General features: G+C 68.1%; 25 protein-coding genes and 1 pseudogene. 10 read left to right on the top strand and 16 right to left on the bottom strand.

Annotation, left to right across the window (positions count from 1 at the left end):
- The first annotated feature begins 58 nt into the window (after positions 1-58).
- Positions 59-439 (top strand): DUF423 domain-containing protein, encoded by a 381-nt coding sequence (locus EIK80_RS08915; RefSeq protein ID WP_125156655.1) that lies wholly within the window; start codon positions 59-61, stop codon positions 437-439.
- Here the strand turns inward: EIK80_RS08915 and EIK80_RS08910 are convergent.
- Positions 430-1,647 carry a multidrug effflux MFS transporter gene (locus EIK80_RS08910; RefSeq protein ID WP_125156601.1) on the bottom strand — a complete coding sequence of 406 codons (1,218 nt, stop codon included), beginning with the start codon at positions 1,645-1,647 and terminating at the stop codon, positions 430-432. The genes EIK80_RS08915 and EIK80_RS08910 overlap by 10 nt on opposite strands.
- A 114-nt stretch (positions 1,648-1,761) precedes the next feature.
- Between EIK80_RS08910 and EIK80_RS08905 the strand changes: the two genes are divergently transcribed.
- Positions 1,762-2,745, top strand: a complete 984-nt coding sequence (locus EIK80_RS08905; protein WP_125156600.1) for an alpha/beta fold hydrolase — start codon at positions 1,762-1,764, stop codon at positions 2,743-2,745.
- Here EIK80_RS08905 and EIK80_RS08900 read toward each other — a convergent pair.
- The gene (locus tag EIK80_RS08900) at positions 2,742-3,002 is read right to left on the bottom strand and encodes a low temperature requirement protein A (RefSeq protein ID WP_125156599.1); all 261 of its coding nucleotides are present in this window, start codon (positions 3,000-3,002) and stop codon (positions 2,742-2,744) included. The genes EIK80_RS08905 and EIK80_RS08900 overlap by 4 nt on opposite strands.
- A 178-nt stretch (positions 3,003-3,180) precedes the next feature.
- Between EIK80_RS08900 and pip the strand changes: the two genes are divergently transcribed.
- Positions 3,181-4,170: a prolyl aminopeptidase gene (gene pip / locus EIK80_RS08895; RefSeq protein ID WP_125156598.1), complete on the top strand. Its 990-nt coding sequence runs from the start codon at positions 3,181-3,183 to the stop codon at positions 4,168-4,170.
- A 14-nt stretch (positions 4,171-4,184) separates the two neighbouring features.
- On the opposite strand, the gene rodA is transcribed toward pip, so the two are convergent.
- The 6 genes from rodA to EIK80_RS08865 form a co-directional block, all read right to left on the bottom strand.
- Positions 4,185-5,342: a rod shape-determining protein RodA gene (gene rodA, locus EIK80_RS08890; protein ID WP_125156597.1), complete on the bottom strand. Its 1,158-nt coding sequence runs from the start codon at positions 5,340-5,342 to the stop codon at positions 4,185-4,187.
- Entirely contained in the window at positions 5,339-7,381 is a 2,043-nt protein-coding gene (gene mrdA, locus EIK80_RS08885) for a penicillin-binding protein 2 (protein ID WP_125156596.1), read from the bottom strand. Before mrdA ends, rodA begins: the two co-directional genes overlap by 4 nt.
- Before the next feature lie 4 nt (positions 7,382-7,385).
- On the bottom strand, positions 7,386-7,901 hold the full coding sequence (locus EIK80_RS08880) for a hypothetical protein (RefSeq protein ID WP_125156595.1): 516 nt from the start codon (positions 7,899-7,901) through the stop codon (positions 7,386-7,388).
- The gene (mreC, locus tag EIK80_RS08875; protein ID WP_125156594.1) at positions 7,898-8,998 is read right to left on the bottom strand and encodes a rod shape-determining protein MreC; all 1,101 of its coding nucleotides are present in this window, start codon (positions 8,996-8,998) and stop codon (positions 7,898-7,900) included. Before mreC ends, EIK80_RS08880 begins: the two co-directional genes overlap by 4 nt.
- 47 nt (positions 8,999-9,045) lie before the next feature.
- Positions 9,046-10,089 (bottom strand): rod shape-determining protein, encoded by a 1,044-nt coding sequence (locus tag EIK80_RS08870; RefSeq protein ID WP_004623009.1) that lies wholly within the window; start codon positions 10,087-10,089, stop codon positions 9,046-9,048.
- Between the two features lie 341 nt (positions 10,090-10,430).
- Positions 10,431-11,309, bottom strand: a complete 879-nt coding sequence (locus tag EIK80_RS08865) for a DMT family transporter (RefSeq protein ID WP_125156593.1) — start codon at positions 11,307-11,309, stop codon at positions 10,431-10,433.
- Between the two features lie 126 nt (positions 11,310-11,435).
- On the opposite strand from EIK80_RS08865, the gene EIK80_RS08860 reads away from it, so the two are divergent.
- Entirely contained in the window at positions 11,436-11,927 is a 492-nt protein-coding gene (locus EIK80_RS08860; protein WP_125156592.1) for a hypothetical protein, read from the top strand.
- Here the strand turns inward: EIK80_RS08860 and EIK80_RS08855 are convergent.
- From EIK80_RS08855 to EIK80_RS08850, 3 genes are all read right to left on the bottom strand, one after another.
- Positions 11,924-13,498 (bottom strand): 2-isopropylmalate synthase, encoded by a 1,575-nt coding sequence (locus EIK80_RS08855; RefSeq protein WP_125156591.1) that lies wholly within the window; start codon positions 13,496-13,498, stop codon positions 11,924-11,926. The genes EIK80_RS08860 and EIK80_RS08855 overlap by 4 nt on opposite strands.
- A gap of 82 nt (positions 13,499-13,580) precedes the next feature.
- Positions 13,581-13,637, bottom strand: a complete 57-nt coding sequence (locus EIK80_RS26365) for a hypothetical protein (RefSeq protein WP_199170726.1) — start codon at positions 13,635-13,637, stop codon at positions 13,581-13,583.
- Positions 13,638-13,732: 95 nt separating this feature from the next.
- Entirely contained in the window at positions 13,733-15,703 is a 1,971-nt protein-coding gene (locus EIK80_RS08850; protein ID WP_125156590.1) for an alkyl/aryl-sulfatase, read from the bottom strand.
- 49 nt (positions 15,704-15,752) lie between these two features.
- Here EIK80_RS08850 and EIK80_RS08845 point away from each other — a divergent pair, with 49 nt between their 5' ends.
- Positions 15,753-16,418, top strand: coding sequence for a TetR/AcrR family transcriptional regulator (locus tag EIK80_RS08845; RefSeq protein WP_125156589.1), 666 nt, complete (start codon positions 15,753-15,755; stop codon positions 16,416-16,418).
- Here the strand turns inward: EIK80_RS08845 and EIK80_RS08840 are convergent.
- Positions 16,381-17,100: a TVP38/TMEM64 family protein gene (locus EIK80_RS08840; RefSeq protein ID WP_125156588.1), complete on the bottom strand. Its 720-nt coding sequence runs from the start codon at positions 17,098-17,100 to the stop codon at positions 16,381-16,383. The two genes, EIK80_RS08845 and EIK80_RS08840, sit on opposite strands and share 38 nt — an antisense overlap.
- Before the next feature lie 226 nt (positions 17,101-17,326).
- Here EIK80_RS08840 and EIK80_RS08835 point away from each other — a divergent pair, with 226 nt between their 5' ends.
- A complete protein-coding gene (locus tag EIK80_RS08835) occupies positions 17,327-17,995 on the top strand; it encodes a ParA family protein (protein ID WP_125156587.1) in 669 nt (222 codons plus the stop codon).
- Between the two features lie 132 nt (positions 17,996-18,127).
- The gene (locus EIK80_RS08830) at positions 18,128-19,330 is read left to right on the top strand and encodes a pyridoxal phosphate-dependent aminotransferase (protein WP_125156586.1); all 1,203 of its coding nucleotides are present in this window, start codon (positions 18,128-18,130) and stop codon (positions 19,328-19,330) included.
- Positions 19,331-19,391: 61 nt separating this feature from the next.
- Here EIK80_RS08830 and EIK80_RS08825 read toward each other — a convergent pair whose 3' ends face one another.
- Entirely contained in the window at positions 19,392-20,027 is a 636-nt protein-coding gene (locus EIK80_RS08825) for a glutathione S-transferase family protein (RefSeq protein ID WP_125156585.1), read from the bottom strand.
- 110 nt (positions 20,028-20,137) lie between these two features.
- Positions 20,138-20,374 carry a DUF2171 domain-containing protein gene (locus EIK80_RS08820; protein ID WP_125156584.1) on the bottom strand — a complete coding sequence of 79 codons (237 nt, stop codon included), beginning with the start codon at positions 20,372-20,374 and terminating at the stop codon, positions 20,138-20,140.
- 137 nt (positions 20,375-20,511) lie between these two features.
- Between EIK80_RS08820 and EIK80_RS08815 the strand changes: the two are divergent.
- From EIK80_RS08815 to EIK80_RS08805, 3 genes and pseudogenes are all read left to right on the top strand, one after another.
- Positions 20,512-21,414, top strand: a pseudogene (locus EIK80_RS08815) (DUF6807 family protein).
- 4 nt (positions 21,415-21,418) lie between these two features.
- Positions 21,419-21,595 carry a DUF4169 family protein gene (locus EIK80_RS08810; RefSeq protein WP_125156583.1) on the top strand — a complete coding sequence of 59 codons (177 nt, stop codon included), beginning with the start codon at positions 21,419-21,421 and terminating at the stop codon, positions 21,593-21,595.
- 17 nt (positions 21,596-21,612) lie between these two features.
- Positions 21,613-21,822, top strand: coding sequence for a ribbon-helix-helix domain-containing protein (locus tag EIK80_RS08805; RefSeq protein WP_125156582.1), 210 nt, complete (start codon positions 21,613-21,615; stop codon positions 21,820-21,822).
- Positions 21,823-21,915: 93 nt separating this feature from the next.
- Here the strand turns inward: EIK80_RS08805 and EIK80_RS08800 are convergent, their stop codons facing one another.
- A complete protein-coding gene (locus EIK80_RS08800) occupies positions 21,916-22,173 on the bottom strand; it encodes a hypothetical protein (RefSeq protein WP_125156581.1) in 258 nt (85 codons plus the stop codon).
- 3 nt (positions 22,174-22,176) lie between these two features.
- On the bottom strand, positions 22,177-22,386 hold the full coding sequence (locus EIK80_RS08795) for a hypothetical protein (RefSeq protein ID WP_125156580.1): 210 nt from the start codon (positions 22,384-22,386) through the stop codon (positions 22,177-22,179).
- Positions 22,387-22,414: the final 28 nt, after the last annotated feature.

Genomic DNA, 22,414 nt, shown 5'->3' with positions numbered 1-22,414 from the left:
CAGATGAACGACGTTAAGGTCGCGCTCGACGATTGCAACGGTGACGGAGCGTAAGCCGATGGAGGGATGGACTCCCCGGACCTGGACGGCCCTGGCGGCGCTGAGCGGCCTGCTGTCCGTGGCCTTCGGCGCCTTCGCCGCCCATGGCGTCGACAGCTGGAAGGCCGTCGAGTGGCTGAAGACCGGCGCCCAGTACCAGATGATCCACGCCCTGGCGGTGTTTGGAGCCTTCGCCCTGCATCGGGCCGGGGCCAAGGGCATGGGGCTGGTCACGGCGCTGTTCTTCGTTGGAACCCTGGTGTTTTCGGGCTCGCTCTACGCCATGGCCCTGGGCGCGCCGAGGATCCTGGGCGCGATCACCCCGATCGGCGGACTGTCGTTCATGGCCGCCTGGGCGCTGATGGCCTGGCGCGGCTTCTCGATGCCCAATCAGGCCTGAGCCTTCCTCGCGCCCGGCAGGGCCAGGAAGAAGATCGCCAGGGCCGAGCCGACCAAGCAGGCGAACATCACCCCGGCCACCGGACGCGCCGTGCCGTCGTGCAGCAGGCCGCCGGCCCACGAGGCCAGGGCCCCGGCCCCGAACGAGGCCGAGCCCATCAGGGCCGAGATCGAGCCGGCGCGGCGCGGGTCGACGCTGAGCGCCCCGGCCATGGTGTTGCCGCCCATCAGGCCGTACAGCGACAGCGAGGCGAACAGCAGCGGCAGCACGGTCCACTGGCCGCCCCAGCCGGTCCAGGCCGCCAGGGTCAGCAGGAAGGCCGCGGCGATCGACGCGATGCTGGCCTTGCTCAGCACCTCGTCCGGCAGGTTGCGCCGCAGCAGCAGGCGATTGACCTGGCTGGCGCCGATGATGCCGACGGCGTTGAAGGCGAAGATCAGGTTGAAGACCAGCGGCGTGTGGCCATAGGTCCCCATCACCAGGTCCGGCGCGCCGGAGATGTAGGTGAACAACACCGCCCCGTTCAGCGCGCCGGCCAAGGCGTAGCCGACCAGCCGACGCAGGCCCAGGAGGGCGACATAGGCCTTCAGCGGGTTCTCCGACCGCGCCTGGGCCAGGGTCTCGGCCGAACGGGATTCCTTCAGGCTCGCCAGCACCCAGGCCCCGACGGCGAGGCCGAAGCCGACCTGGACCCAGAACACCACTCGCCAGCCGGCGAACGCCTGGATCACGCCTCCCAGCTGCGGCGCCAGGACCGGCGCCAGCCCCATGATCAGCATCATCAGCGACAGCACCCGGGCGGTGTCGGTGTGACCAAAGCGATCGCGCACCACCGCGCGCGCCACCACCGCTCCAGCGCATCCCCCCAGGGCCTGGACGAAGCGAGCGCCGATCAGGGCGTGGATGTTGGGCGCCAGGGCGCAGGCCAGCGACGCGATGATATAGACGCCGATCCCGGTCAGCAGGGGTCCGCGCCGCCCCAGACGATCGGACAGGGGGCCATAGATGAACTGACCGATGGCCATGCCCGCGAAGAAGGCCGCCAGCGTGGCCTGGGTCTGATCCGGCCGCGCCGACAGGGTGCGACCGATCTCGGGCAGGCTGGACAGGTACATGTCGATCGACATCGGCGCGAAGGCCGTCAGCGCGCCCAGCAGCAGGACGAGACGCCACGGAACGGCGGCGGGCGGCGAAGTCGTGTCGGTCATGCGGCCTTTTACGCCCGTTCGACCCTACGGAAACCAGAAATGCCGCTTGCCGGGGATCGCGACGGGCTCCAGGGTGAACGGCAATCACCTAGAAACGCGGGAGGACGAGCGGTCATGACGGTCAAGAATCCGGGCCTGCCCGAACCCCAGTACGCCGACGTCAACGGCATCCGCATGGCCTATTACGAGGCCGGTCCGCGCCAAGGCGTTCCGGTCGTCTTCTGCCACGGCTTTCCGGAGCTGGCCTTCTCCTGGCGCCACCAGATCGCCGCCCTGGCCGCCGCCGGCCGCTGGGTGATCGCCCCCGACCAGCGCGGCTATGGCCTCACCCCCGGTCCCGAGGCGGTCGAGGCCTATGACATGGACCACCTGACCGGCGACCTGGTCGGGCTGCTGGACCACCTGGGCGTGGAAAAGGCGATCTTCGTCGGCCACGACTGGGGCGGCATCATCGTCTGGCAGATGCCGCTGCTGCATCCCGACCGCGTGGCCGGGATCATCGGCCTCAACACCCCCTTCACCCCGCGCCTGCCGCTGGATCCGATCGAGATGTTCCGCAACGCCTATGGCGAGGACATGTACATCGTCCACTTCCAGAAGCCGGGCGAGGCCGACGCGCGCCTGGGCGCGGATCCGGAACGGACGATCCGCTTCTTCATGCGCAAGCCCAAGAGCTCGCAGGACGAGTTCCTGGGCCGCCCGGCCGAACGCCGCAGCCTGGCCCTGCAGGACGCCCTGCTCCACTACGACCCGGCGACCGACGACAACCAGTTCCTGGAGCCCGACGAACTGGCCTTCTTCGTCGACGCCTTCAAGCGCACCGGCTTCACCGGCGGCATCAACTGGTATCGCAACTTCACCCGCAACTGGGAGAAGGCCGAGACCCTGCCGCGCCGGATCGACGGCGTCCCTTGCCTGATGATCATGGCCGAGCTGGATGTCGTCCTGCCGCCGGCCATGGCCGACCGCATGGGCGAGCAGATCTCGGACCTGGAGAAGGTGCTGATCGAAGGCAGCGGCCACTGGACCCAGCAGGAGAAACCCGCCGAGGTGAACGCGGCGATCCTGGACTGGCTGGACCGCCGCTTCCCGCTCTAGTTCCTGGCCGCGATCATCTGGTCCGCCCGGCGACGCATGGCGGCGGCCAGTTGCAGCATGGCCAGGGCCGAGACCTCGTCACGCTCACCCGCGCGCAGGCTGTAGACGCTGGCCATGGCGAACAGCGCCTCGGCGCGGTCGACGCCCTCGGCCCCGAACATCTCGCCGATCTGCCGATCCAGTTCCGCCTGCTGCGCCGGGTTCAGCATCGCGAGCAGCTCGTCGTCGGAATAGTCTTCGGGCGCGGGCTGAGTCATGGCGGGCAACATACAGAACCGGATGAAGGGCGAAAACCTCAAGGGTCCGCCGAAGCAGACCCGTGTGTTTCTTTGACGAAAGGCCTGCTTTTCCGACACGAGGAAAATCCCCGCGATCGGGCAGGCCTTTTGCTTTCCTCCGTTCACAGCCGGCGGAAAAACACGTTAGGCTCGTTTCATGGATCGTAACGCTTCCGCCGCCGCCATGAGTTCCGTTGGCCGTCGCGGCCTCTTTCGCGAGGTCGAACCGTTCTCGTTCGGCTGGATGCCGACCGGCGGTCCCCACGAAATCTACTACGAGGAATGCGGCAATCCGCGGGGCAAGCCCTGCGTGATCCTGCACGGCGGCCCGGGCGGCGCGGTCAATCCGACCATGCGGCGGTTCTTCGATCCAGCCAAATGGCGCATGACCCTGTTCGACCAGCGCGGCTGTGGCCGGTCGCGCCCGAACGCGAGCCTGGAAGACAACACCACCTGGAGCCTCGTCGAGGACATCGAGCGGCTGCGCGAGCACCTGGGCGTCGAGAAATGGACCGTGTTCGGCGGCTCTTGGGGTTCGACCCTGGCCCTGGCCTACGCCATCAAGCACCCCGACCGCGTCGCCGGCCTGGTCTTGCGCGGCATCTTCCTGCTGACCGAGCGCGAACTGGGCTGGTTCTACCAGGACGGCGCCTCGATGCTGTTCCCGGACGCCTGGGAGCGGTTCCTGGCGCCGATCCCCGAGGAGGAGCGCGGCGACCTGATGGCCGCCTATCACCGCCGCCTCACCGCCCAGGACCGCCGCGTGCAGCTGGAAGCCGCCGCCGCCTGGAGCCAGTGGGAAGGCGACACCATCTCCCTACGCGGCCCCGACGCTCGTCCGCCCAAGTTCAACGAAGAGGACTTCGCGATCGCCTTCGCGCGGATCGAGTGCCACTTCTTCACCAACAAGGGCTTCTTCGATCACGACGGCTGGATCCTGAAGAACATCGACAAGATCCGAAACATCCCCGGCTGGATCGTCCAAGGCCGCTTCGACGTGGTCACCCCGCTGGACAGCGCCTGGAAGCTGCACAAGGCCTGGCCCGAGGCGCGCTTCGACATCGTCTGGGACGCGGGGCACGCCTCGACCGAGCCCGGCGTGATCGACGGGCTGATCCGGGCGACGGAGGCGGCGCTGGTCTCCTAGAGACCAGCCCGACCCTACATCAACGAGCCCTTGCCGCTGGTCACTTCCGTATAGCGGTGCACGCGCACGGCCTGCACCAGGCCGAAGCCGACCATGACCGTCAGCATGACGGTGCCGCCGTAGGACAGCATCGGCATCGGCACGCCGACGACGGGGGCCAGGCCCATGACCATGGCGCCGTTGATCAGCACATACAGCGAGAAGGTCGCCGTCACCCCGGCCGCGGCCAGGCGTCCGAAGTGGCTGTGGCTGATCGAGGCGATCCGCAGGGCCATGAAGATCACGGCCCCGTACAGGAACAGCACGCCGAAACAGCCGACGAAGCCGAACTCCTCGGCCAGGGTGGCGAAGATGAAGTCGGTCTGCTTCTCGGGCAGGAAGTTCAGCTGGCTCTGCGAGCCGAGGCCAAAGCCCTTGCCCAGCAAGCCGCCAGAGCCCAGGGCGATCTTGGACTGCAGAATGTGGTAGCCGTCGCCGGACGGGTCCTGCTCGGGGTTCAGGAAGGTCAGGATCCGGTTGCGCTGGTAGTCGTGCAGCCCGAACATGATGAACGGCGGAATGGCCACGGCCGCCAGCGCGCCCAGGGCCGCGATCACCCGCCAGGACAGACCGGCCAGCATCATGATCGCCCCGCCGGTGGCGGCGATCAGGATGGCGGTGCCCAGGTCGGGCTGCTTGGCGACCAGCAGGAACGGCACGCCGATCATCGCGGCCGGGATCAGCAGGCGCCAGGACAGCCGGGCGCTGTCCGACGACAGGCCGTGGTAGTATCGGGCGAGCGCCAGCACGAGACCGATCTTCATAACCTCGGACGGCTGGAAGCGCAGCGGCCCCAACTGCAGCCAACGCTGGGCGCCCAGCGAGATGTCGCCGACCAGGTCCACGGCCACCAGCAGGACGAGGCCTACGCCGTAGATCGGATAGGCCGCGGCGAACCACCAGCGCAGGTCGCACATGGCCAGGGCGATCATGATGATGAAATAGACGCCGAAGCGCAGCAGGTGCTTGTCGGCCCAAGGCTCCCACGAGGCCCCGGCGATCGAGAACAGCATCAGGCCGCCGACGCCGGCGATCATCGCCAGCACCAGGCAGAAGGTCCAGTCGACCTCCATGAACTTGATGATCGGCCGGTCGCGTTCGCCGGGCCGGGTCAGGCCGCCGCTCAAGGTCATCTTTGCCCTCCCTGAGGCGTGGTCGGCGGAACGGCCGGCGGAGCGCCGACATCGGGCGCGGGGGGCGCGACGCCCTCGACCGGATCATCCGGCGCGGCGCCTTCCATGACGTCTTCCGGAGCGACCTCGGGCAGCGGCGCGGGGCGCTCGATGCGAGCGCGGATCTCGGGGTCCTTCAGCAGCGCCACGCGCATGACTTCGCGGGCGCGCGGGGCGCCGGCGGTGGCGCCGCCCAGCCCGCCGTGCTCGATGATGACCGCCACGGCGTAGCGCGGGTCGTCATAGGGCGCGAAGGCGACGAACAGGTTGTGGTCCTTCAGGCGCCAGGTCGTGGCGTAGCCCTTGCGGTTCTTGACCCCGTCATAGCTGCGCACCTGGGCCGTGCCGGTCTTGCCGGCCATCTGCACGTCGCCGAGGCCCAGCTGGCTCTGCCTGTAGGCGGTGCCGCGCACGTCGTTGGCCACGGCCGCCATGCCGCCGCGGACATAGTTCAGATGCTCGGTGGAGAACGGCAGGTCGGGCACCGCCGCGCCGCTGGGCTGCTCCACCCCGCCGACCGACTTGATCAGGCGAGGCACCAGGGCCTTCTTGCCATTGGCCAGGCGCGAGGTCATCACCGCCAGCTGCAGGGCGTTGACCGTCAGAGCCCCCTGCCCGATCCCGTAGCTGGGCGTCTCGCCCGGAAACCAGATCTGGTTGGCCGGGTTCTTCTTGAACGCCCGTTTCTTCCAGGCCGGGTCGGGGACATTGCCCCGCTTCTGGCCGGGAATGCCGATGTCGTAGATCTGGCCGAAGCCCATGGCCCGCGCCGCGTTGGCGATCGCGTCGGGACCGATCTTCAGCGACGTCTGATAGAAATAGACGTCGCAGGAATTCTTGATCGCGTCGTGCAGGTTCTGCGAGCCGTGGCCGCGCGGCTCCCAGCACCGCCAGGTCCGGCCGCCATAATACCAGCTGCCGCCGCAGTTGATGCGGACCTCGGGATCGATGCCGGCGGTCAGCGCCGCCAGGCCCACGGTCGGCTTGAAGGTCGAACCGGGCGGGAAGACGCCGGTCAGCGACTTGTCCAGCATCGGCTTGCGCTCGTACTCGGCCAGAGCCTTGTACTCGGCGCCCGACAGGCCCTTCACGAAGCGGTTGGCGTCGAAGCTGGGGGCCGAGACCATGGCCAGCAGGTCGCCGTTGCGCACGTCCATCACGACGATGGCGCCGCTCTCCTCGCCCATCACCTCGAGGGCGCGGTTCTGGATGTCGGCGTCCAGGGTCAGCAGGACTTCCTTGCCCGGGGTCGGCGGCACGTCGCCGGCCGGATCCAGGCGCACGACGCGGCCCTGCGCGTCGACCTCGGTCTTTGTGGCGCCGGCGCGACCGCGCAGTTCCTTGTCGAAGGCCTTCTCCACGCCCTGCTTGCCGATCCGGAAGCCGGGGTGATGCAGCAGTTCCTGATCCTGGGTGGGATCGTCCTTGGCCGCGGCCAGGTCGCGGTCCGAGACCTTGGCGACGTAGCCGATCACGTGGGCGAAGGCGCCCCCGAACGGATAGACCCGAACCTCGCCCATGTCGGCGGTGACGCTGGGCAGCTCCGGGGCCCGGATGTTGACGCGGCTGAACTCCTCCCAGGAGAGGTCTTCCATCACCACGACCGGGGCCTTGCGCGGGGCGCGGTCCAGCTCCTTGAGCACGCGGGCGCGGCGGGCCTCGTCGATCGGCACCAGCTTCTGGAGGTCGGTCATCACCGCCTCGGCGTCCAGGCCCTTGTCCTTGTTGATGATCAGCCGGAAGTTCGGCCGGTTGGACGCCAGCGACACGCCGTTGCGGTCGCGGATCAGGCCCCGCGGCGGCGGCACCAGGCGGTAGTTGAACTGGTTGCCGGCCGAAAGCTTCTGATAGCGCTGGGCCTCGACCAGCTGCAGTTGCGCCAGGCGTCCGCCCAGGGCCAGCAGGCCCGCGCCCGTCAGGCCGCCCAGCAGGAACGCGCGCCGGTGAAAGACCCCCTGACGCTCGTTGACCTCGAAGAAGAAGATGGACGGTTCGCTCATGGCCTTACCGGAACCGCACGTCGGCGTCCTCGAAACGATCGACCAGGCGGTGAGCGAACGGGAACAGCAGCGCCGTTACCAGGAACTGCCAGAACACGGCCAGGAGACTCGGCATGGCCAGGCTGTCGAGCATGGTGAACAGGAAGCCGGCGATCATGGCGACGGCCGTGACGCCGGCGAACCAGGCCCACATCATGGGCCGGCTCTGGCCGGTCATGGCGTTGCGCAGGATCAGGACCATGGCGTAGGCGACCAGCAGCGACAGGCCCCAAAGGCCCGTCGGACCGCCCCAGAAGATGTCCAGGAACAGGCCCAGGATCAACAGCGCGAACGGCGCCAGGATCGAGGGGCGGATCATCGCCCAGGCGAAGGCCGGCACCATGGCGAACACAGGCTCGGGCAGCTGCAGGCCCCAGATGCGGATCGGCGCGGCGAACAGCATCGTCGCGAAAATGCACAGCAACATCGGCACGCCCAACCAACGGGCGGGATTGAGCGCTCGCCCGCCGCTCATGCTCATCGCGGCGATCCCGTCGGGACGGGCGTCGCGGCCGTGGCGGGCTTGGGCTGGGCCGGTTTCGGCGCCGCCGGCTTGGGCGTCGCGGGCTTGGGCTGAGCCCCGGCAGGCGGCGTCGCCGTGGCGGCGGACGGCGGGGTCGTGGTGGCCGCCGGCTTCGGCGCGGGCGGCGTCGGGGCCGACAGGATCGAGGTCTGCGGATCCTCGGTCGTGACCGGCGGCAGGGTCTTGGCTTCCAGCTGCTTCTCGTCGGCCAGCTGGGCGAAGTCCTTGAACAGCAGGATGCGGATGTAGTCGATCGACGACTGGTCGGCGAACAGCACCACGCGCCAGCGGCCGTCCAGCCCCTTGACCGCCGCGCCCACCGGCAGGCCGCGCGGCACGACGCCTCCGTCCCCGGAGGTGACGACGCGGTCGCCCTGCTGGATAGGATCCACCCCGCGCAGGTATTCGAGCTTGGGGTTGGGGCCGCCGTCGCCGGTCAGGATGGCGCGGGCGTTGGTTCGATCGATCATCACCGGCGTGCGCGAGGCGATGTCGGTCAGCAGCAGCACGCGGCTGGCGCCGCGCGAGACGCCGACCACGCGACCGACCAGGCCGCGCTCGTTGAGGACCGGATTGCCGACCTCGATGCCGCGCTCAGAACCAGCGTCGGCCAGGCGGGTGTTGGCGAAGGGACCGCGGCTGTCGGCCACAACCCGGGCCGAGGCCATCGGGATCGGCGGATCGGTGCGCAGGCCCAGCAGGCTCTTGAAGCGTTCGTTCTGGTCTTGCAGGTCCAGGGCCCGGTCGCGCCACTGGCGCATCTCGGCCAGCTCCGACTTCAGGCGACGGTTCTCCGAGGCCGTGAAGAAGTAGCTGCGGACGAAGTCAAGGCCCAGGCCCGTCCAACGACCGGGCGCGGCGATGGCGCCGCTGACCGGCTTGGCGACGACATCCACCGTCTGGCGGGTGACGCCGTAGGCCTGCTCCTGCAGGGTCTCGCGCCGGTCCGCCAGCAGGAAGGCGACGGCGATGACGGCCGCAACGATCAGGGCCACCGCCGCCGTCCAGGTAAGCGGCACTTTCAGGTCGCCAAGGGGACCTTCGCGAAAGGGCACGTAGTTTCTCCCGACGCCCCCCAGGCGCCTCTAGAGCAATACCAGCTTTAGGCCAGCGTGGATTCCAGGACGCCCTTCATCCACTTCGGATGCTCGAGAACCTTGCCGCAGCCCAGGGCCACGCACGACAGCGGATCGTCGGCCACGGTCACCGGCAGACCGGTATGATCGCGGATCTCGGCGTCCAGGCCGCGCAGCAGCGCGCCGCCGCCGGTCAGCATGATGCCCTTGTCGGCGATGTCGCTGGCCAGTTCCGGCGGGGTGGCTTCCAGAGCCACCTTCACGGCCTCGACGATCTGACCGACCGGTTCGGCCAGGGCGTCGGCGGCTTGCTTTTCGCTGATGCGGACTTCGCGCGGCACGCCCTGCATCAGGTCACGACCCTTGACGTCGATCGACAGCCCCTCGCCGTCGGCCGGCGCGCGGGCGGTGCCGATTTCCTTCTTGATGCGCTCGGCGGTGGTCTCGCCGATCAGCAGGTTATGGTGGCGACGCATATAGCTGATGATCGCCTCGTCCATCTTGTCGCCGCCGACGCGGACCGAACGCGAATAGACGATGCCCGACAGCGACAGCACGGCCACCTCGGTGGTGCCGCCGCCGATATCGACGACCATCGAGCCGGTCGGCTCGTGGATCGGCAGGCCGGCGCCGATCGCGGCCGCCATCGGCTCGTCGATCAGGCCGACGCGACGGGCCGAGGCGTTCAGGCAGCTGTCGTTGATGGCGCGACGTTCCACGGCGGTGGCGCCCGACGGCACGCAGACGATCACCTTCGGGTTCACGAAGCCCTTGCGGTTGTGAACCTTGCGGATGAAGTACTTGATCATTTCCTCGGCGACTTCGAAGTCGGCGATGACGCCGTCGCGCATCGGACGGATGGCTTCCATGTGGCCCGGGGTGCGGCCCAGCATCTGCTTGGCCTCGATGCCCACGGCGTGGACGATCTTGCGACCGCCGACGTTACGCAAGGCCACCACCGACGGTTCATTCAGAACGATCCCCTTGCCCTTCATGTAGATGAGGGTGTTGGCCGTGCCGAGGTCGATGGCGATGTCGTTCGAGATCACGCCGAAGAGGGAAGAGAACATTGAAAGCCCTGACTGAGGGGTAGGAGGGGCGTTACGGACGGCAGATCGGTGAAGAAGGGGCCTGATCCGTCCCGGAGACGGGGTCGGCGGAGAAGAAAAGGCTCCTACTTCAATTCAATGCGAGGACAACATGATTCCCGCATTTGGCGGATTTCGATCCGGTCAACATGCCTCGATGTTCGGCGGGAGCGCCGCCCCCTGGCCGCGCCGTCGTCCGAACGGCCAAAAGTACGCCGACGCCCGCCCGTTTGCCCTGCGAAAGCGTTGAATTCAAGGTCTATTCGCGGGGTTTTCGAAGGCTTTTGCGGTCAAGCCGACCAAGCACCCGAACATGGCGAAATCTAGCCGAGCGCGGCCATGACGACCCCGACCGCCGTTATGCCGCCGGCGGCCATCTGAAAGAGGGTCAGACGTTCCTTGAACAGACGACGTCCGGCGATGGCGGCGACCGGCATTTCGACCACGCCGACCGCCCTTACCGGCCCCACGGGCGACAGGGCCATGGCCGTGAACCACAGGCCCGAGGCCGCCGCGCCACAGAAGCCCGCGCCCAGCGACTGCCGCCAGGCGGCGACCACCGCCTTGAGGGCGTCGGGATTGCGCCAGGCCAGATAGCTGGTCAGGGCCGCCGTCTGGATCGCCTGCACCACCAGCACGGTCGCGAAGGCCGCCGCCGGCGGATGTCCGGGCTCCAGGGCCAGGGCCGCCTGCCGGAAGCAGTTGGCGCACAGCGCGAAGGCCGCGCCCGAGGCCAGGCCGGCCAGCACCGCGCCCTTGCGGATCACGACCTCGCCCCGCGGCCACGACAGGGCGGCCAGTCCGCCGGTCGCCACAAGTCCGCCGGCCCAGGCGATCGGCCCGACATGATCCTTGAAGACCAGGGCCCCGAACACCAGCGCGAACGGCAGGCCGCTCTGCTGCAGGGCCGTGCCCAGGGCGAACGACGAGCGCTGCATCGCCGTCAGCATGGCCGCGGTCGCGCCGATCTGGAACGCCGCGCCAGCGACGCAGGCGATCCAGAACCGGGCTTGCGGATGAAAGTCGAGTCCAGGCGTCGCCAGCACCGCGATCGCGGCGAAGACGGCCGCGAACGGCAGGCCGAACAGAAAGCGCACCAGGGTCGCGCCCCAGGGCCCCGCCCCGCCCATGACCGAGCGCTGGGCGGCGTTGCGCGCCACCTGGAAGACCGTGGCGGCGACGGTGATGGGGATCCAGATCATCTTCGACCTTTACGCCGCCCTTAGGCGGGCGGGCTGGGTTTCGCATCGAACCCTTATGCGCCTCGGGCGCAAGATAAGCGGGTTCGTCGCCGTCGCGCGGCGCTCGTTGAAAAAGGCTTACCGACCATGTCGCCCCACCCGCCCAGGAAAACGCCTCTTAGGCAGGCCGCCCAGTTCCTGCTGGGCGTGCCCACCGAGGGGATCAATCCCGCCCTGGACCGCATGCTGGACCTCGCCGAGGCCACGCCGCTGTGCTTCGTGACCGTCGCCGGCCCCGGCGCGGGCGAAGCCATGTGCCAGCTGTGGCGTCGCGGCTATCAGCGCGTCGAGGCGGCCCGCCGGGCCACCTGCGGCGCGGCTGACGAGCGCAGCGACGTGCTGCTGGTGATGGGCTGCCCCACCCTGGCCGACGCGCGCGCTGTCGTCGCCGCGACCTCCACGATGCTGCGCCCCGGCGGGACGCTGGTCGTGGACGTCGGCGCGCTGCTGGACGAGACGCCCCGAAGGGCCCTCGCTGAAGCCTTGCGAGACCTGGGCCTGGAGGTTCAGCCCCAGGCGCACCTGGGGGCCGAGATCCTGGCGACGCGGCCGTTCAGCCGTGGGCGCGCGGCGGCCTAGAAGCCGCTGGCGATCGCCGCTTCGGGCCGGCTCTTCTCCTTGCGGGCGAAGAGGTTGTTGAGGGCGTTGACGTAGGCCTTGGCCGAGGCGGTCAGGGTGTCGGTGTCGGCGGCCGCGCCGGTGGCGATGCGGCCGTCCTCCTCCAGACGCACCGAGACCTGGGCCTGGGCGTCCGTGCCCTCGGTCACCGCGTGGACCTGGAACAGGCGCAGGGCCGCGCTGTGCGGCACGATCTTATGGATCGCGTTGAACACCGCGTCGACCGGGCCATCGCCGGTGGCCTCGGCGGTGCTGGAGACGCCGTCGACGTCCAGGGTCAGTTCGGCCGACTGGCCGTCGGTGCCGGCGACCACGCGCAGGCGCGAGACGCGGATCTTCTCCGAGCCGCGCGCCAGGGCGTCGTCGACCAGGGCGATGATGTCGTCGTCGTAGACGTGCTTCTTGCGGTCGGCCAGGTCCTTGAAGCGGCCGAAGGCTTCCTTCAGCGCGTTCTCGCCCAGCTCATAGCCCAGGTCCTTCAGCTTGGCGCGGAAGGCGTGGCTGCCCGAGTGTTTGCCCATGACCAGGCTCGACGGGGCCTGGCCCACCGATTCCGGCGTCATGATCTCGTAGGTCTCGCGGTTCTTGAGCATGCCGTCCTGGTGGATGCCGCTCTCGTGCGCGAAGGCGTTCTTGCCGACGATGGCCTTGTTGTATTGCACCGGGAAGCCGGTGATGGCCGAGACGTAGCGGCTGGCGCGGGTGATGTGGGTGGTGTCGATGCCGGTGCGGTAAGGCAGGCGGTCGCCGCGCACCTTCAGCGCCATGACGATCTCTTCCAGCGCGGCGTTGCCGGCGCGCTCGCCCAGGCCGTTGATGGCGCATTCCACTTGGCGCGCCCCGCCCTGCACGCCGGCCAGGCTGTTGGCGACGGCCAGGCCCAGGTCGTTGTGGCAGTGGGTCGAGAAGATCACCTTGTCGGCGCCCTCGACATTATTGACCATCCAGCTGAACAGGTCGGCATATTCGGACGGATAGGTGTAGCCGACGGTGTCGGGCAGGTTGATCGTCGTGGCGCCGGCCTTGATGGCGGTCTCGGTGGCGCGTCGCAGGAACTCGCGGTCGCTGCGGGTGGCGTCCTCGGCCGACCACTCGACGTCGTCGCGCAGGTTGCGGGCGTGAGCCACCGAGCGGGCGATCACGTCGATGACGGCGTCCGGCTCCATCTGCAGCTTGTGCTTCATGTGCAGGTCGGACGTGGCGATCACCACGTGGATGCGGCCGCGCTGGGTCGGCTTCAGAGCCTCGGCGCAGCGGTCGATGTCGACCTGGTGGGCGCGACACAGGCCGGCGATGGTCGAGTTCTTGACGATCTTGGCCACTTCGCGGACGGCCTCGAAGTCGCCGTTCGAGGCGATCGGGAAGCCAGCCTCGATAATGTCGACCCCCATCTCCTCGAGGATCTTGGCCAGCTCCAGCTTCTCTTCCAGCGACATCGAGGCGCCGGGCGACTGCTCGCCGTCGCGCATGGTGGTGTCGAAAATGACGACGTTGTCGCGCTTGTCGAAAGCGCCTGCGGATACGGTGGTCATGGAAGTACTCGTCGAATGGGGTGTCTGCGTGCGGGCTGCGGGAACTATCCCCTGTGCGCCCGGCCGCGACGAAGCGCGGCCCCTAGAGCGCCCAGGGGCTGATAAGCCGAAGCGAAAGCAGTGCGCGCGCGACGTTCATGCCGGACTTTCTACACATCGCCCTGGAATCGAGCAAGCAATTTGCGCCAGCCGCGCGATCCGTCGCAGCCAGCGCAAGTTTATTCCAGGTCCAGATTAATTAGGGCGCGTAACGATCGGGAAGTCGGTCGGGAAGGCGTCAAACCATCCCGTCATTCGCCCCAACGCCGCGCGATCACCCTCAAGCTTGACCTGCCCGGTCAGGATCTTCGGGACCAGCGACTTGCCGGTGAACAACGACTCCAGGAACACGGGCCGGGCCACGGTCAGAGTGGCGTCAGCCTTCTCGCCCTGCCCATTTTCGCTTTTGGGGGACGGCTGGGCGACCAGCACGCCGTTGCGCACCTCGACCAGGAATCGCTCGTTCCGGTCGGGGAACACGAAGACGATCCGCAGGTGCGCGTCCTTGGCCTTGTCGGGGTTCAGGCGCACCGACAGCACGTCGAAGATCATCCCGCTGTCCAGCGCCGCCAGCATGTCCAGCGGCGTCATCGAGGCCGGCAGCTTGCGCACTCCGCCCCGCAGCTCATCGGCCCCGGTCAGGTAGATGTTCCGCCACAGGCTGTTCTCGGTCTGGTAGCCCATCTGGTCATAGGCCGCGGCCAGCAGCGCCTTGGCCTCCTTGTCGCCGTCGTCGGCCATCACCGCGTGGTTCAGCAAGGTCGCGGCCCAGGCGTAGTCGCCCTTCTCCGCCGCCTCCTTGGCCATCGCCTTGACCTTGGCCGCCCCGCCCATGGCGGCGACATAGCGCTTGCCCGCGTCGGCCGGCGGCGCGGGCTCCAGATGGGCCGGATTGGCGTCGTACCAGCCCATGTAGCGCTGATAGACCGCCCGGCTGTTGAAGCTCATCGAGCCGTAGTAGCCGCGGTTGAACCAATCCTTGGCCAGCGCCGGCGGCAGCTGGATCCTGGCGGCGATCTCGTCCCCGGTCAGGCCGAGGTTCATCATCCGCACCGTCTGGTCGTGCAGGTATTTGTAGGCGTCGCGATGATCGGCCAGGAAGTCCCGGACCACCGCCCCGCCGAAGCGCGGCCAGCCGTGGCTGGTGATCATGGTGTCGGAGACATCGCCGAACAGGCGGATGGACTCGGTCAGGCCATCGGCCCAGGCCTTGCTGTCGCGGACCAGCGCGCCGCGCGGCGTGAGGATATTGTGCAGGGTGACATTGGCGTTCTCGGCCATGTCCAGAATGCGCAGGTCCGGGAAATAGAGGTTCATCTCGGCCGGCGCCTCGGTGCCGGGCGTGTACTGGAAGCGGATCTTCACGCCGTCGAGCGTCAGCTCCTGCCCCGTATGGTCGATGCTGATGGTCGGCGGGATCAGGGTGATCGAGCCCTTGGCGATGGTCTGGCCGATGCCCGAGGTGATCTGCCCCTCGACGCCCGGCGGCAGCATGATGCCGAACTGGTACTGAGCCCGGCGGGCCATGGCGTTGCCGGCCAGGATGTTCTCAGCGGCGACCTCCCGCATGAAGCCCTCGGGCGCGACGATCGCCACCTTGCCCGCCTTGACGTCGGCCTCGTCGACCACCCCGCGCACGCCGCCGAAGTGGTCGCTGTGGCTGTGGGTGTAGATCACCGCCTTGACCGGCAGAACGCCCAGCTTGTCGTTGACCAGCTCCAGGGCGGCCTGGGCCGTTTCCTTCATGGTCAGTGGGTCGATGACGATCCAGCCGCTGTCGCCGCGCACGAAGGTTATGTTGGAGATGTCGAAGCCGCGCACCTGATAGACGCGATCGGAGACCTTAAAGAGCCCGTGCTTGGAGAGAAGTTGCGCCTGCCGCCACAGGCTGGGGTTCACGGTGGCCGGCGGCTCGCCCTTCAGGAAATCATAGGCGGCCAGGTTCCAGGCGACCTGGCCGTCGGCGCGCTTGATCAGGGGATCGGTACGCGTACCCAGGAAGCCCTGGTCGGCGAAGGCGAAGTCCTGATTGTCGGCCATCGGCAAGGTCGCCGCGAAGGCCTTCTGCTTGTCGATCGTGATCGCGCTGGCGGAATCCCCCGCCCAGGCCGCGCCCGCGATCATCGCCAGAACCGCGACGCCCGCCGCGAGCATTCCTTTGCGCATTCGTCCCTCCACGTTTTGAAACTTTATAGTTTCATTCTACATAGCACCCATGAGCGGAGTCGCGAAAGTCCCTGTCGCCAGAGGTCGCCCCGGCCAGCCCAAGCCTCGGGTCGACAAGGCCGCGCGCGGCCTGGCCGTGCTGGAGGCCGCCGTCGAGGTATTTGCGGAAAAGGGTCTGCAGGTCGCGACCATGCAGGATGTCGCCGACCGCATGGGCGTGGCCAAGATCCTGATCTACCGACTCTATCCCTCGCGTCAGAGCCTGATCGACGCCCTGTTCGGCGAGATGCTGGCCCGGATCGAGGCCGACGCCGGCAGGCCCTGGGGCGGTTACGGCTCGAGCATCGCCCGGCTGGTCGAGATGTCGCGCGCCAATCCGAAGCTGGCGCTCCTGCTGCTCAGGGACGCCCGAGGCGCGCCCGAGGCGGCCGTCTGGCGAGCGGCCCTGGAAGCCCTGCTGACCAAGCTGATCGAACCGTTCGTGGCGCCGCCGGAGGATGCGTCCGCGGCCCAGAGGGCCGCCTGCAAGCACGCCGCGCGCACCTTCATGCCGTTCGTGATCGAGGCCTGGGCGGCCGGGGTCGAAGAGACCGACGGCATGGACGATACGACCCGCACGCGCTGGTTCGGCGAGATCGTCCGAGCCTGGCGCGAGGCGACCTACGCCGCGGCGGGGCTTACGACTCCGCCTCTTCCGCCGCCTCACGCTTCTTGAGCCAGGCGCGGCTGGCCAGGCCCATGGCCAGCCAGATGACGACAGCCAGGGCGATCATGACGATATGCTGCTTGCCGCCGCCCTTCATCGCCTGGACGATCGAATTGCCGGCGAAGGCGGTCAGGGCGATCTTCGGCACGATGCCGATGGCGGTGCCGGCGGCGAAGTCGCGCAGCCTCATCGGCGTGACGCCGGCGGCCATGTTGACGATGATGAACGGCGCCGAGGGCACCAGGCGCACGATCAGGCTGGCCGTGAAGCCGTTCTTGCCGATCATCCGCATGAACTTGTTGACGCCCTCGCCCGCGAAGTCGCGGAGGATCCGCGCGCCGTAGGCCCGGCCCAGCCAGAAGCCGACCAGCGACGAGACCAGGGTCCCGATCCAGCTGTAGGCGAAGCCGGTCCAGGGCCCGAAGGCGACCACCGCCGCGGCGATCAGCACGAACTGGGGCACGCCCAGGAAGGCCATGACCGCGAAGGCCGCCACGGCCATCGGCAGGGCCCACGGCCCGCTGGCCGCGCCCAGCCAGTGCTCGACCGCCGTCTCGCCATTGACGCCCAGCAGCTGCGCGCCAAACAGGAAAACGACGCCCACCCCGCCGAACAGCACGAACGAGACCGCCACCGTGCGCCAGGCGCGGGCGTCCATGTTGGTCACGAAGTCGATGATGCGGCGGATCACGGCCCCTCCTCGCCCAGGCGCCGGTCAGGGTCAAGCGGCGCCGCGGCAAACGACGGCCGACACCTGCTGGAGAAAGAGGCGCTTTTCCGGCGGGCGCCGCGAAACGCGATCCGGGGACACATGATTCGCCCGTCACGACATTTCGGTTGCGCGGGCTTCACATGACAGCGTTACTTATCCACAGGCCGCAAGGACGGAAAACCTTGGCCCTGTAAGGAGTTTTATAGTGAAGACCCTGGCTGTGATCTCCCGCAAGGGCGGCGCCGGCAAGACGACCTTGGCGGTGAACCTGGCCATTACCGCCCATCTGGCGGGACTGAAGATCATGCTGGCCGATATCGACCCCCAGCGATCGGCGTCGGACTCCCTGCGCGCCCGCACCGGCGACGGCCCGCTGCTGGCCGAGATCAACGCCGGCAAGCTGTTCTCGACCCAGACTCAGGCCCGGCACGGCGACTTCGACGCTCTGGTCGTCGACACCCCCGCCGCGCCCGAGACCGATGTCCTGCAGGCGATCAATTTCGCCGACCTGTGCGTGCTGGTCTGCCGCCCGACCTTCCTGGACATCGCCTCGGTGGTCCGTTCGGCCGAGGCCGTGCGCCGCCTCGGCAAGAAGGGCGTCATCGTGCTCAGCCAGGCGCCCTCGCGCCGCAACGGCGTCGAGCCGCCGGCCGTGATCAAGGCGGCCGAGGCCTTGCGCTTCACCGGGATGCCGCTGGCTCCGATCGGTCTGCGCGCCCGCGCCGCCTTCCAGCAGTCGGTGGCCCACGGCCGCTCGGTCTGCGAATGGGAGCCGGGCTCGGCCGCCGCCGAGGAGATCAGCCGCCTCTGGGATCTGATCGCCCCGATGCTGCTGGGCGACCAGGGAAAGACCCTCGCCGCCAACCAGGCCTGACGCGCGCCTTACCGGCCTTCGTCAGAATGTCGCCCAACCGCGTTGCGCCGCGGCGAACGGGCGCGTAAAGACCCCCGCAATCCTGAAACGGTCCCGTTTGTCGGACCATCAAGCACAGGGGAGTCCTGCATCATGTCGCTCGAGTCCGCCGCCCTGCGGCGCATCGCACCGTCGGCCACCATCGCCATCAGCGCCAAGGCGCGCGCGCTGAAAGCCGCCGGTCGTGACGTGATCGCCCTTTCCGCCGGCGAGCCTGACTTCGACACGCCGGACAATATCAAGAACGCCGCGATCGAGGCGATCAAGGCCGGCAAGACCAAGTACACCGACCCCGACGGCATGCCCGAGCTCAAGGCCGCCATCTGCGCGAAGTTCAAGCGCGAGAACGGTCTGGACTACAAGCCGGGCCAGGTCCACGTCGCCCCGGGCGGCAAGCCGGTGATCTACAACGCCCTGGTCGCCACCCTGAACCCGGGCGACGAGGTCATTATTCCCGCGCCCTACTGGGTCTCGTACCCCGACATGGTTCTTCTGGCCGGCGGCACGCCCGTGTCGGTCGAGACCACCGCCGACAACGGCTTCAAGCTGACGCCGCAGGCCCTGGAAGCGGCGATCACCCCGAAGACCAAGTGGCTGATCATCAACAGCCCCTCGAACCCGTCGGGCGGCGCCTATGCCCGCGCCGAGCTTCAGGCGCTGGCGGATGTGCTGCTGCGTCACCCGCAGGTCTGGGTGCTGACCGACGACATGTACGAGCACCTAGTGTTCGACGACTTCGAGTTCACCACCATCGCCCAGGTCGAGCCCAAGCTCTACGACCGCACCCTGACGATGAACGGGGTCTCCAAGGGCTATTCGATGACCGGCTGGCGCATCGGCTACGCCGCGGGCCCGGAAGCCCTGATCAAGGCCATGGGCAAGATGATCAGCCAGACGACCTCCAACCCCTGCTCGATCTCGCAATGGGCGGCGCTGGAAGCGCTGAACGGCACGCAGGACTTCATCAAGCCGAACGCCAAGCTGTTCCAGGAGCGCCGCGACCTGGTCGTGTCGATGCTGAACCAGGCCGCGGGCCTGCAATGTCCGACCCCGGAAGGCGCGTTCTACGTCTACCCCTCGTGCGCCGGCCTGATCGGCAAGACCGCGCCCTCGGGCAAGGTCATCGAGACCGACGAGGACTTCGCGGGCGAACTGCTGGAAGCCGAGGGCGTGGCGGTCGTGCATGGCGCGGCCTTCGGCCTGTCGCCGTTCTTCCGCATCAGCTACGCCACCAGCAGCGACGTCCTGGAAGACGCTTGCCAGCGCATCCAGCGCTTCTGCGCCAGCGTCAAATAGGCGGCTTCGAGCCGCTGAACGACGAAGGGGACCGGTTCGCGCCGGTCCCCTTTTGCTTATCTTAGTCGTCGATCCAGTCGGTCAGGCCCTCCCGGGCGTGAACCTCCCGCAGCGCCGGACGCTGGCGGACGCAGTCGAGATAGCGCTTCAGGTTCGGCCATTCGGTCGCGGGCCTGGGCATGTTGCGCGTCCAGCGGCACAGGATCGTCGCCAGCAAGTCCACGCTCGTGAAATGGTCGCCGACGAGGTAATCCCGGTCGGCCAGCCGGGCGTCGAGCCGCGCCAGGCCCATCTCGATCCGCTCACGCGCCGCGGCCCGCACAGCGTCTTGCGCCTCGCCGCCCGCCGGCTCGTGCGGATAGAACCAGGCCCGGAAGTGCGGTTGGAAGCTGTTGGCCAGCCACAGGGTCCAGCTCAGATACTCGGCCCGCCCAGGCGAACCCGCCGGCGGAGCGAAGCCGGCCTCCGGGTGACGCTCGGCCAGCAGGGTCGCGATGCCGGCCATCTGGGTGATCGGCGCGCCATCGACGATCAGGGTCGGCACGACGCCGTCGGGATTGAGCGCCAGATATTCGGGCGTCTTGTGCTCGCCCTTGTCGAAATCGAGCAGCCTGGCCTCGAACGGAACGCCCAGCTCGATCAGCAGCCAATGGATGGCCGTGCCGGCCGTGCTGGGCGAACCATAGAGCGTGTACATCGAGACCCCTCCGCTGATGCGGCGGATAGGCGGATGCTTCTAGCGCCCGGTCAAGCAAAAGGCCCCCGCCCTGGCGGACGAGGACCTCGGAAATCGCTAAGCGCTCTGTCTCAGTGCTTTTCGCGCCACTTGGACTTGGCGTCGTCCTTGGTCAGGCTCAGATGGATCTTGTCGTCATTGATGTATTCCACCCAGTCCAGGGGGATCATGTGGTGCTTGAAGCCGGCGCCCAGATCCAGCTTGGCCAGCTCGATCTCACCACCGACGACATGGTCCACGCGGCCGACATGGCCGCCGTCCGAGCCGACCACTTCCTGATGTTCCTTGATCTGCGAGAGGTCGATCATGTGTCGTCTCCAAGGTTGAGCGAAACCGTCACGGGTCCCTCGTGACATGAAACGGCCATGGCCGTGGTCAAGTTTCAGCTTGCCATGCACGCATGGATTGTTCTTGATACGTTCCAAACGGAGTTTGGGGGTCACGCATGAGCCTACGCGCCCTTCTCGCCTGCGCCCTCCTCCTGGCCGCCGGCCCAGCGCTCGCCGATCCGGCCATTGGCAAGCGGGTCGACGCCGTCTTCGCCGACGACGCCGTGACCCTGACCGAGGCCGGCAAGACCGTGCTGGTCTACCGAACCAAGCCGCTCGATCCCGCCACAGAACCCGGCCGGGCCAACTACGTCGGCGTGCTCTACGCACCGGACGGAACGGCCTTGACCGAAGACAGGCCTGGAGACCATCCGCATCAGCGCGGTGTCTGGTGGGCCTGGATGAAGGTGCAGACCAGCGGCAAGACCGTCGCCGACGGCTGGTACATGAAGGGGCTCAGCTACTTCGTCCGTTCGAAATCGTTCCTGGGCGACGCCGAGGGCGGCGGGACCCTGACGGTCGAGGTCGACTGGATGGTCAATTCAGGCCCGGAGCTGGCCTATGTCGCCCGCGAGACGACCAGGGTCACGGTGCGCCCGCTGAAGAGCGGCGCGCGACGGGTGGAGTTCGACACTACGATCACCTCACGCGTCGAAGCCCTCGGCCTGGGCGGCAGCGAGGACGATCGCGGCTTCGGCGGATTCTCGATCCGGCTGGTCGATCCCGAGCACCTGACCTTCGCCTCGGGCGGCAAGACGATCACGCCGAACGGCGCGGCGATCAACGCCGGCGGCAACATGGGTTTCGCCTAGACCGGCGAGGCCGCGCCGGCCTGGGCGGTTGGCCTGGCCTGCAAGGCCAATGGCCAGGCGGTGACGCGCTGGATGCTATATAACGATCGTTCGATGCAGAACTGCGTCTTCCCTGGACGCGCGCCGCTGGTGCTCAAGAAGGATGAGGCGTTGCATCTGCAGGAAACCTTGGTCATTCGTCCCGCACCCAAGAAGAAGTCCCCGTAAGCGCATGGCTGACATCGTCAATCTGAACCAGGCCCGCAAAGCCAAGGCCAAGGCCGATGACAAGGCTCGCGCCGCCGAAAACCGCGCCAAGTTCGGCCGCACCAAGGGCGAGAAGACCCTGGACGCGGCGCGGGCCGACAAGCTCAAGCGCGACCTCGACGGCGCCAAGCGCGAGGATTGAACCGCGATGGATTTCCCATGGCGGGGTTGAAGAAACGCTCGGTGAATCTGGCCGGCCACGCGACCTCTCTGGCGCTTGAGCCGGAGTTCTGGGCGGTGCTGGAGAGCGCGGCGGCCGACGAGGCCGTGAGCCTGGCCGGTCTGATCCAGAGAATCGACCTGGAGCGCGGCGAGCGGCCACTGGCTTCAGCGTGTCGTGTTTTCGCCCTCGCGCGGGCGTCCACCTAGAGCGTGGCTGAAGGCGCGCGGTTCTACGCGCTTCGCGGCTCTGTCTGAAAAGCGGCTCTGTCTGAAAAGAGCCCGCCGTCGGAAGCGCGGGCTCTAATCGCGAAGTTCAGGCTTCACCGCCGGTCGTCGCTGCGTCGGCAGCGGCGGCGGTTGTGGGTTCGGCGTCGAGCGCAACGTCCTGGACAGGTCGGGTAGAGACCCGCGCCACTCCGCCCTATCGCCGGCCATGACACCCAGCATCCAGGCGCCCCATACGGCCGACACCAGTATCGCCAGGACCAGCAGAACGGCGAACACCCCGCCGCCGGTCTCGCGACGCGCCTGTCCGTTATCGGCGAGCGTCCTGGCCATGGATCAGCCCGGCGTCTTGGGCGCGTCGGGAAGCTTCGGCGCGTCCGGCAACTTCGGCGCCGAAGCCGAGATGTTCACGTCGACCTTCTTCTGTTGCGTGAAGCCGCCGGACATCATGAAGAAGGCCAGGACTGCGACAACGACCACCAGGCCGCCCACGATGAACGCCAAGCCAGCGTTTCCGCCGCCGCTGCTGCTAGTTCCTTCGGCCATGAGAGTCTCCGTGCCTGTCGGCTTTGTT

The sequence above is a fragment of the Caulobacter sp. 602-1 genome, assembly GCF_003931565.1.
Lineage (GTDB): Bacteria > Pseudomonadota > Alphaproteobacteria > Caulobacterales > Caulobacteraceae > Caulobacter.
The sequence above is the reverse complement of the archived record's forward strand: the minus strand, read 5'-3'. Positions and strand labels throughout refer to the sequence as shown.

What these genes read in the sequence shown, in the direction of transcription:
- EIK80_RS08880 (WP_125156595.1), bottom strand. Translation starts at nt 7,901, where the DNA reads ATGAGCATGAGCGGCGGGCGAGCGCTCAATCCCGCCCGTTGGTTGGGC.
- EIK80_RS08845 (WP_125156589.1), top strand. Translation starts at nt 15,753, where the DNA reads ATGAGCGGAGTCGCGAAAGTCCCTGTCGCCAGAGGTCGCCCCGGCCAG.
- EIK80_RS08915 (WP_125156655.1), top strand. Translation starts at nt 59, where the DNA reads ATGGAGGGATGGACTCCCCGGACCTGGACGGCCCTGGCGGCGCTGAGC.
- EIK80_RS08855 (WP_125156591.1), bottom strand. Translation starts at nt 13,498, where the DNA reads ATGACCACCGTATCCGCAGGCGCTTTCGACAAGCGCGACAACGTCGTC.
- EIK80_RS08905 (WP_125156600.1), top strand. Translation starts at nt 1,762, where the DNA reads ATGACGGTCAAGAATCCGGGCCTGCCCGAACCCCAGTACGCCGACGTC.
- EIK80_RS08825 (WP_125156585.1), bottom strand. Translation starts at nt 20,027, where the DNA reads ATGTACACGCTCTATGGTTCGCCCAGCACGGCCGGCACGGCCATCCAT.
- EIK80_RS08820 (WP_125156584.1), bottom strand. Translation starts at nt 20,374, where the DNA reads ATGATCGACCTCTCGCAGATCAAGGAACATCAGGAAGTGGTCGGCTCG.
- EIK80_RS08870 (WP_004623009.1), bottom strand. Translation starts at nt 10,089, where the DNA reads ATGTTCTCTTCCCTCTTCGGCGTGATCTCGAACGACATCGCCATCGAC.
- EIK80_RS08865 (WP_125156593.1), bottom strand. Translation starts at nt 11,309, where the DNA reads ATGATCTGGATCCCCATCACCGTCGCCGCCACGGTCTTCCAGGTGGCG.
- mrdA (WP_125156596.1), bottom strand. Translation starts at nt 7,381, where the DNA reads ATGAGCGAACCGTCCATCTTCTTCTTCGAGGTCAACGAGCGTCAGGGG.
- EIK80_RS08850 (WP_125156590.1), bottom strand. Translation starts at nt 15,703, where the DNA reads ATGCGCAAAGGAATGCTCGCGGCGGGCGTCGCGGTTCTGGCGATGATC.
- rodA (WP_125156597.1), bottom strand. Translation starts at nt 5,342, where the DNA reads ATGACCTTGAGCGGCGGCCTGACCCGGCCCGGCGAACGCGACCGGCCG.
- EIK80_RS08800 (WP_125156581.1), bottom strand. Translation starts at nt 22,173, where the DNA reads ATGGCCAGGACGCTCGCCGATAACGGACAGGCGCGTCGCGAGACCGGC.
- EIK80_RS08900 (WP_125156599.1), bottom strand. Translation starts at nt 3,002, where the DNA reads ATGACTCAGCCCGCGCCCGAAGACTATTCCGACGACGAGCTGCTCGCG.
- EIK80_RS08795 (WP_125156580.1), bottom strand. Translation starts at nt 22,386, where the DNA reads ATGGCCGAAGGAACTAGCAGCAGCGGCGGCGGAAACGCTGGCTTGGCG.
- EIK80_RS08860 (WP_125156592.1), top strand. Translation starts at nt 11,436, where the DNA reads ATGTCGCCCCACCCGCCCAGGAAAACGCCTCTTAGGCAGGCCGCCCAG.
- pip (WP_125156598.1), top strand. Translation starts at nt 3,181, where the DNA reads ATGGATCGTAACGCTTCCGCCGCCGCCATGAGTTCCGTTGGCCGTCGC.
- EIK80_RS08810 (WP_125156583.1), top strand. Translation starts at nt 21,419, where the DNA reads ATGGCTGACATCGTCAATCTGAACCAGGCCCGCAAAGCCAAGGCCAAG.
- EIK80_RS08830 (WP_125156586.1), top strand. Translation starts at nt 18,128, where the DNA reads ATGTCGCTCGAGTCCGCCGCCCTGCGGCGCATCGCACCGTCGGCCACC.
- EIK80_RS08805 (WP_125156582.1), top strand. Translation starts at nt 21,613, where the DNA reads ATGGCGGGGTTGAAGAAACGCTCGGTGAATCTGGCCGGCCACGCGACC.
- EIK80_RS08910 (WP_125156601.1), bottom strand. Translation starts at nt 1,647, where the DNA reads ATGACCGACACGACTTCGCCGCCCGCCGCCGTTCCGTGGCGTCTCGTC.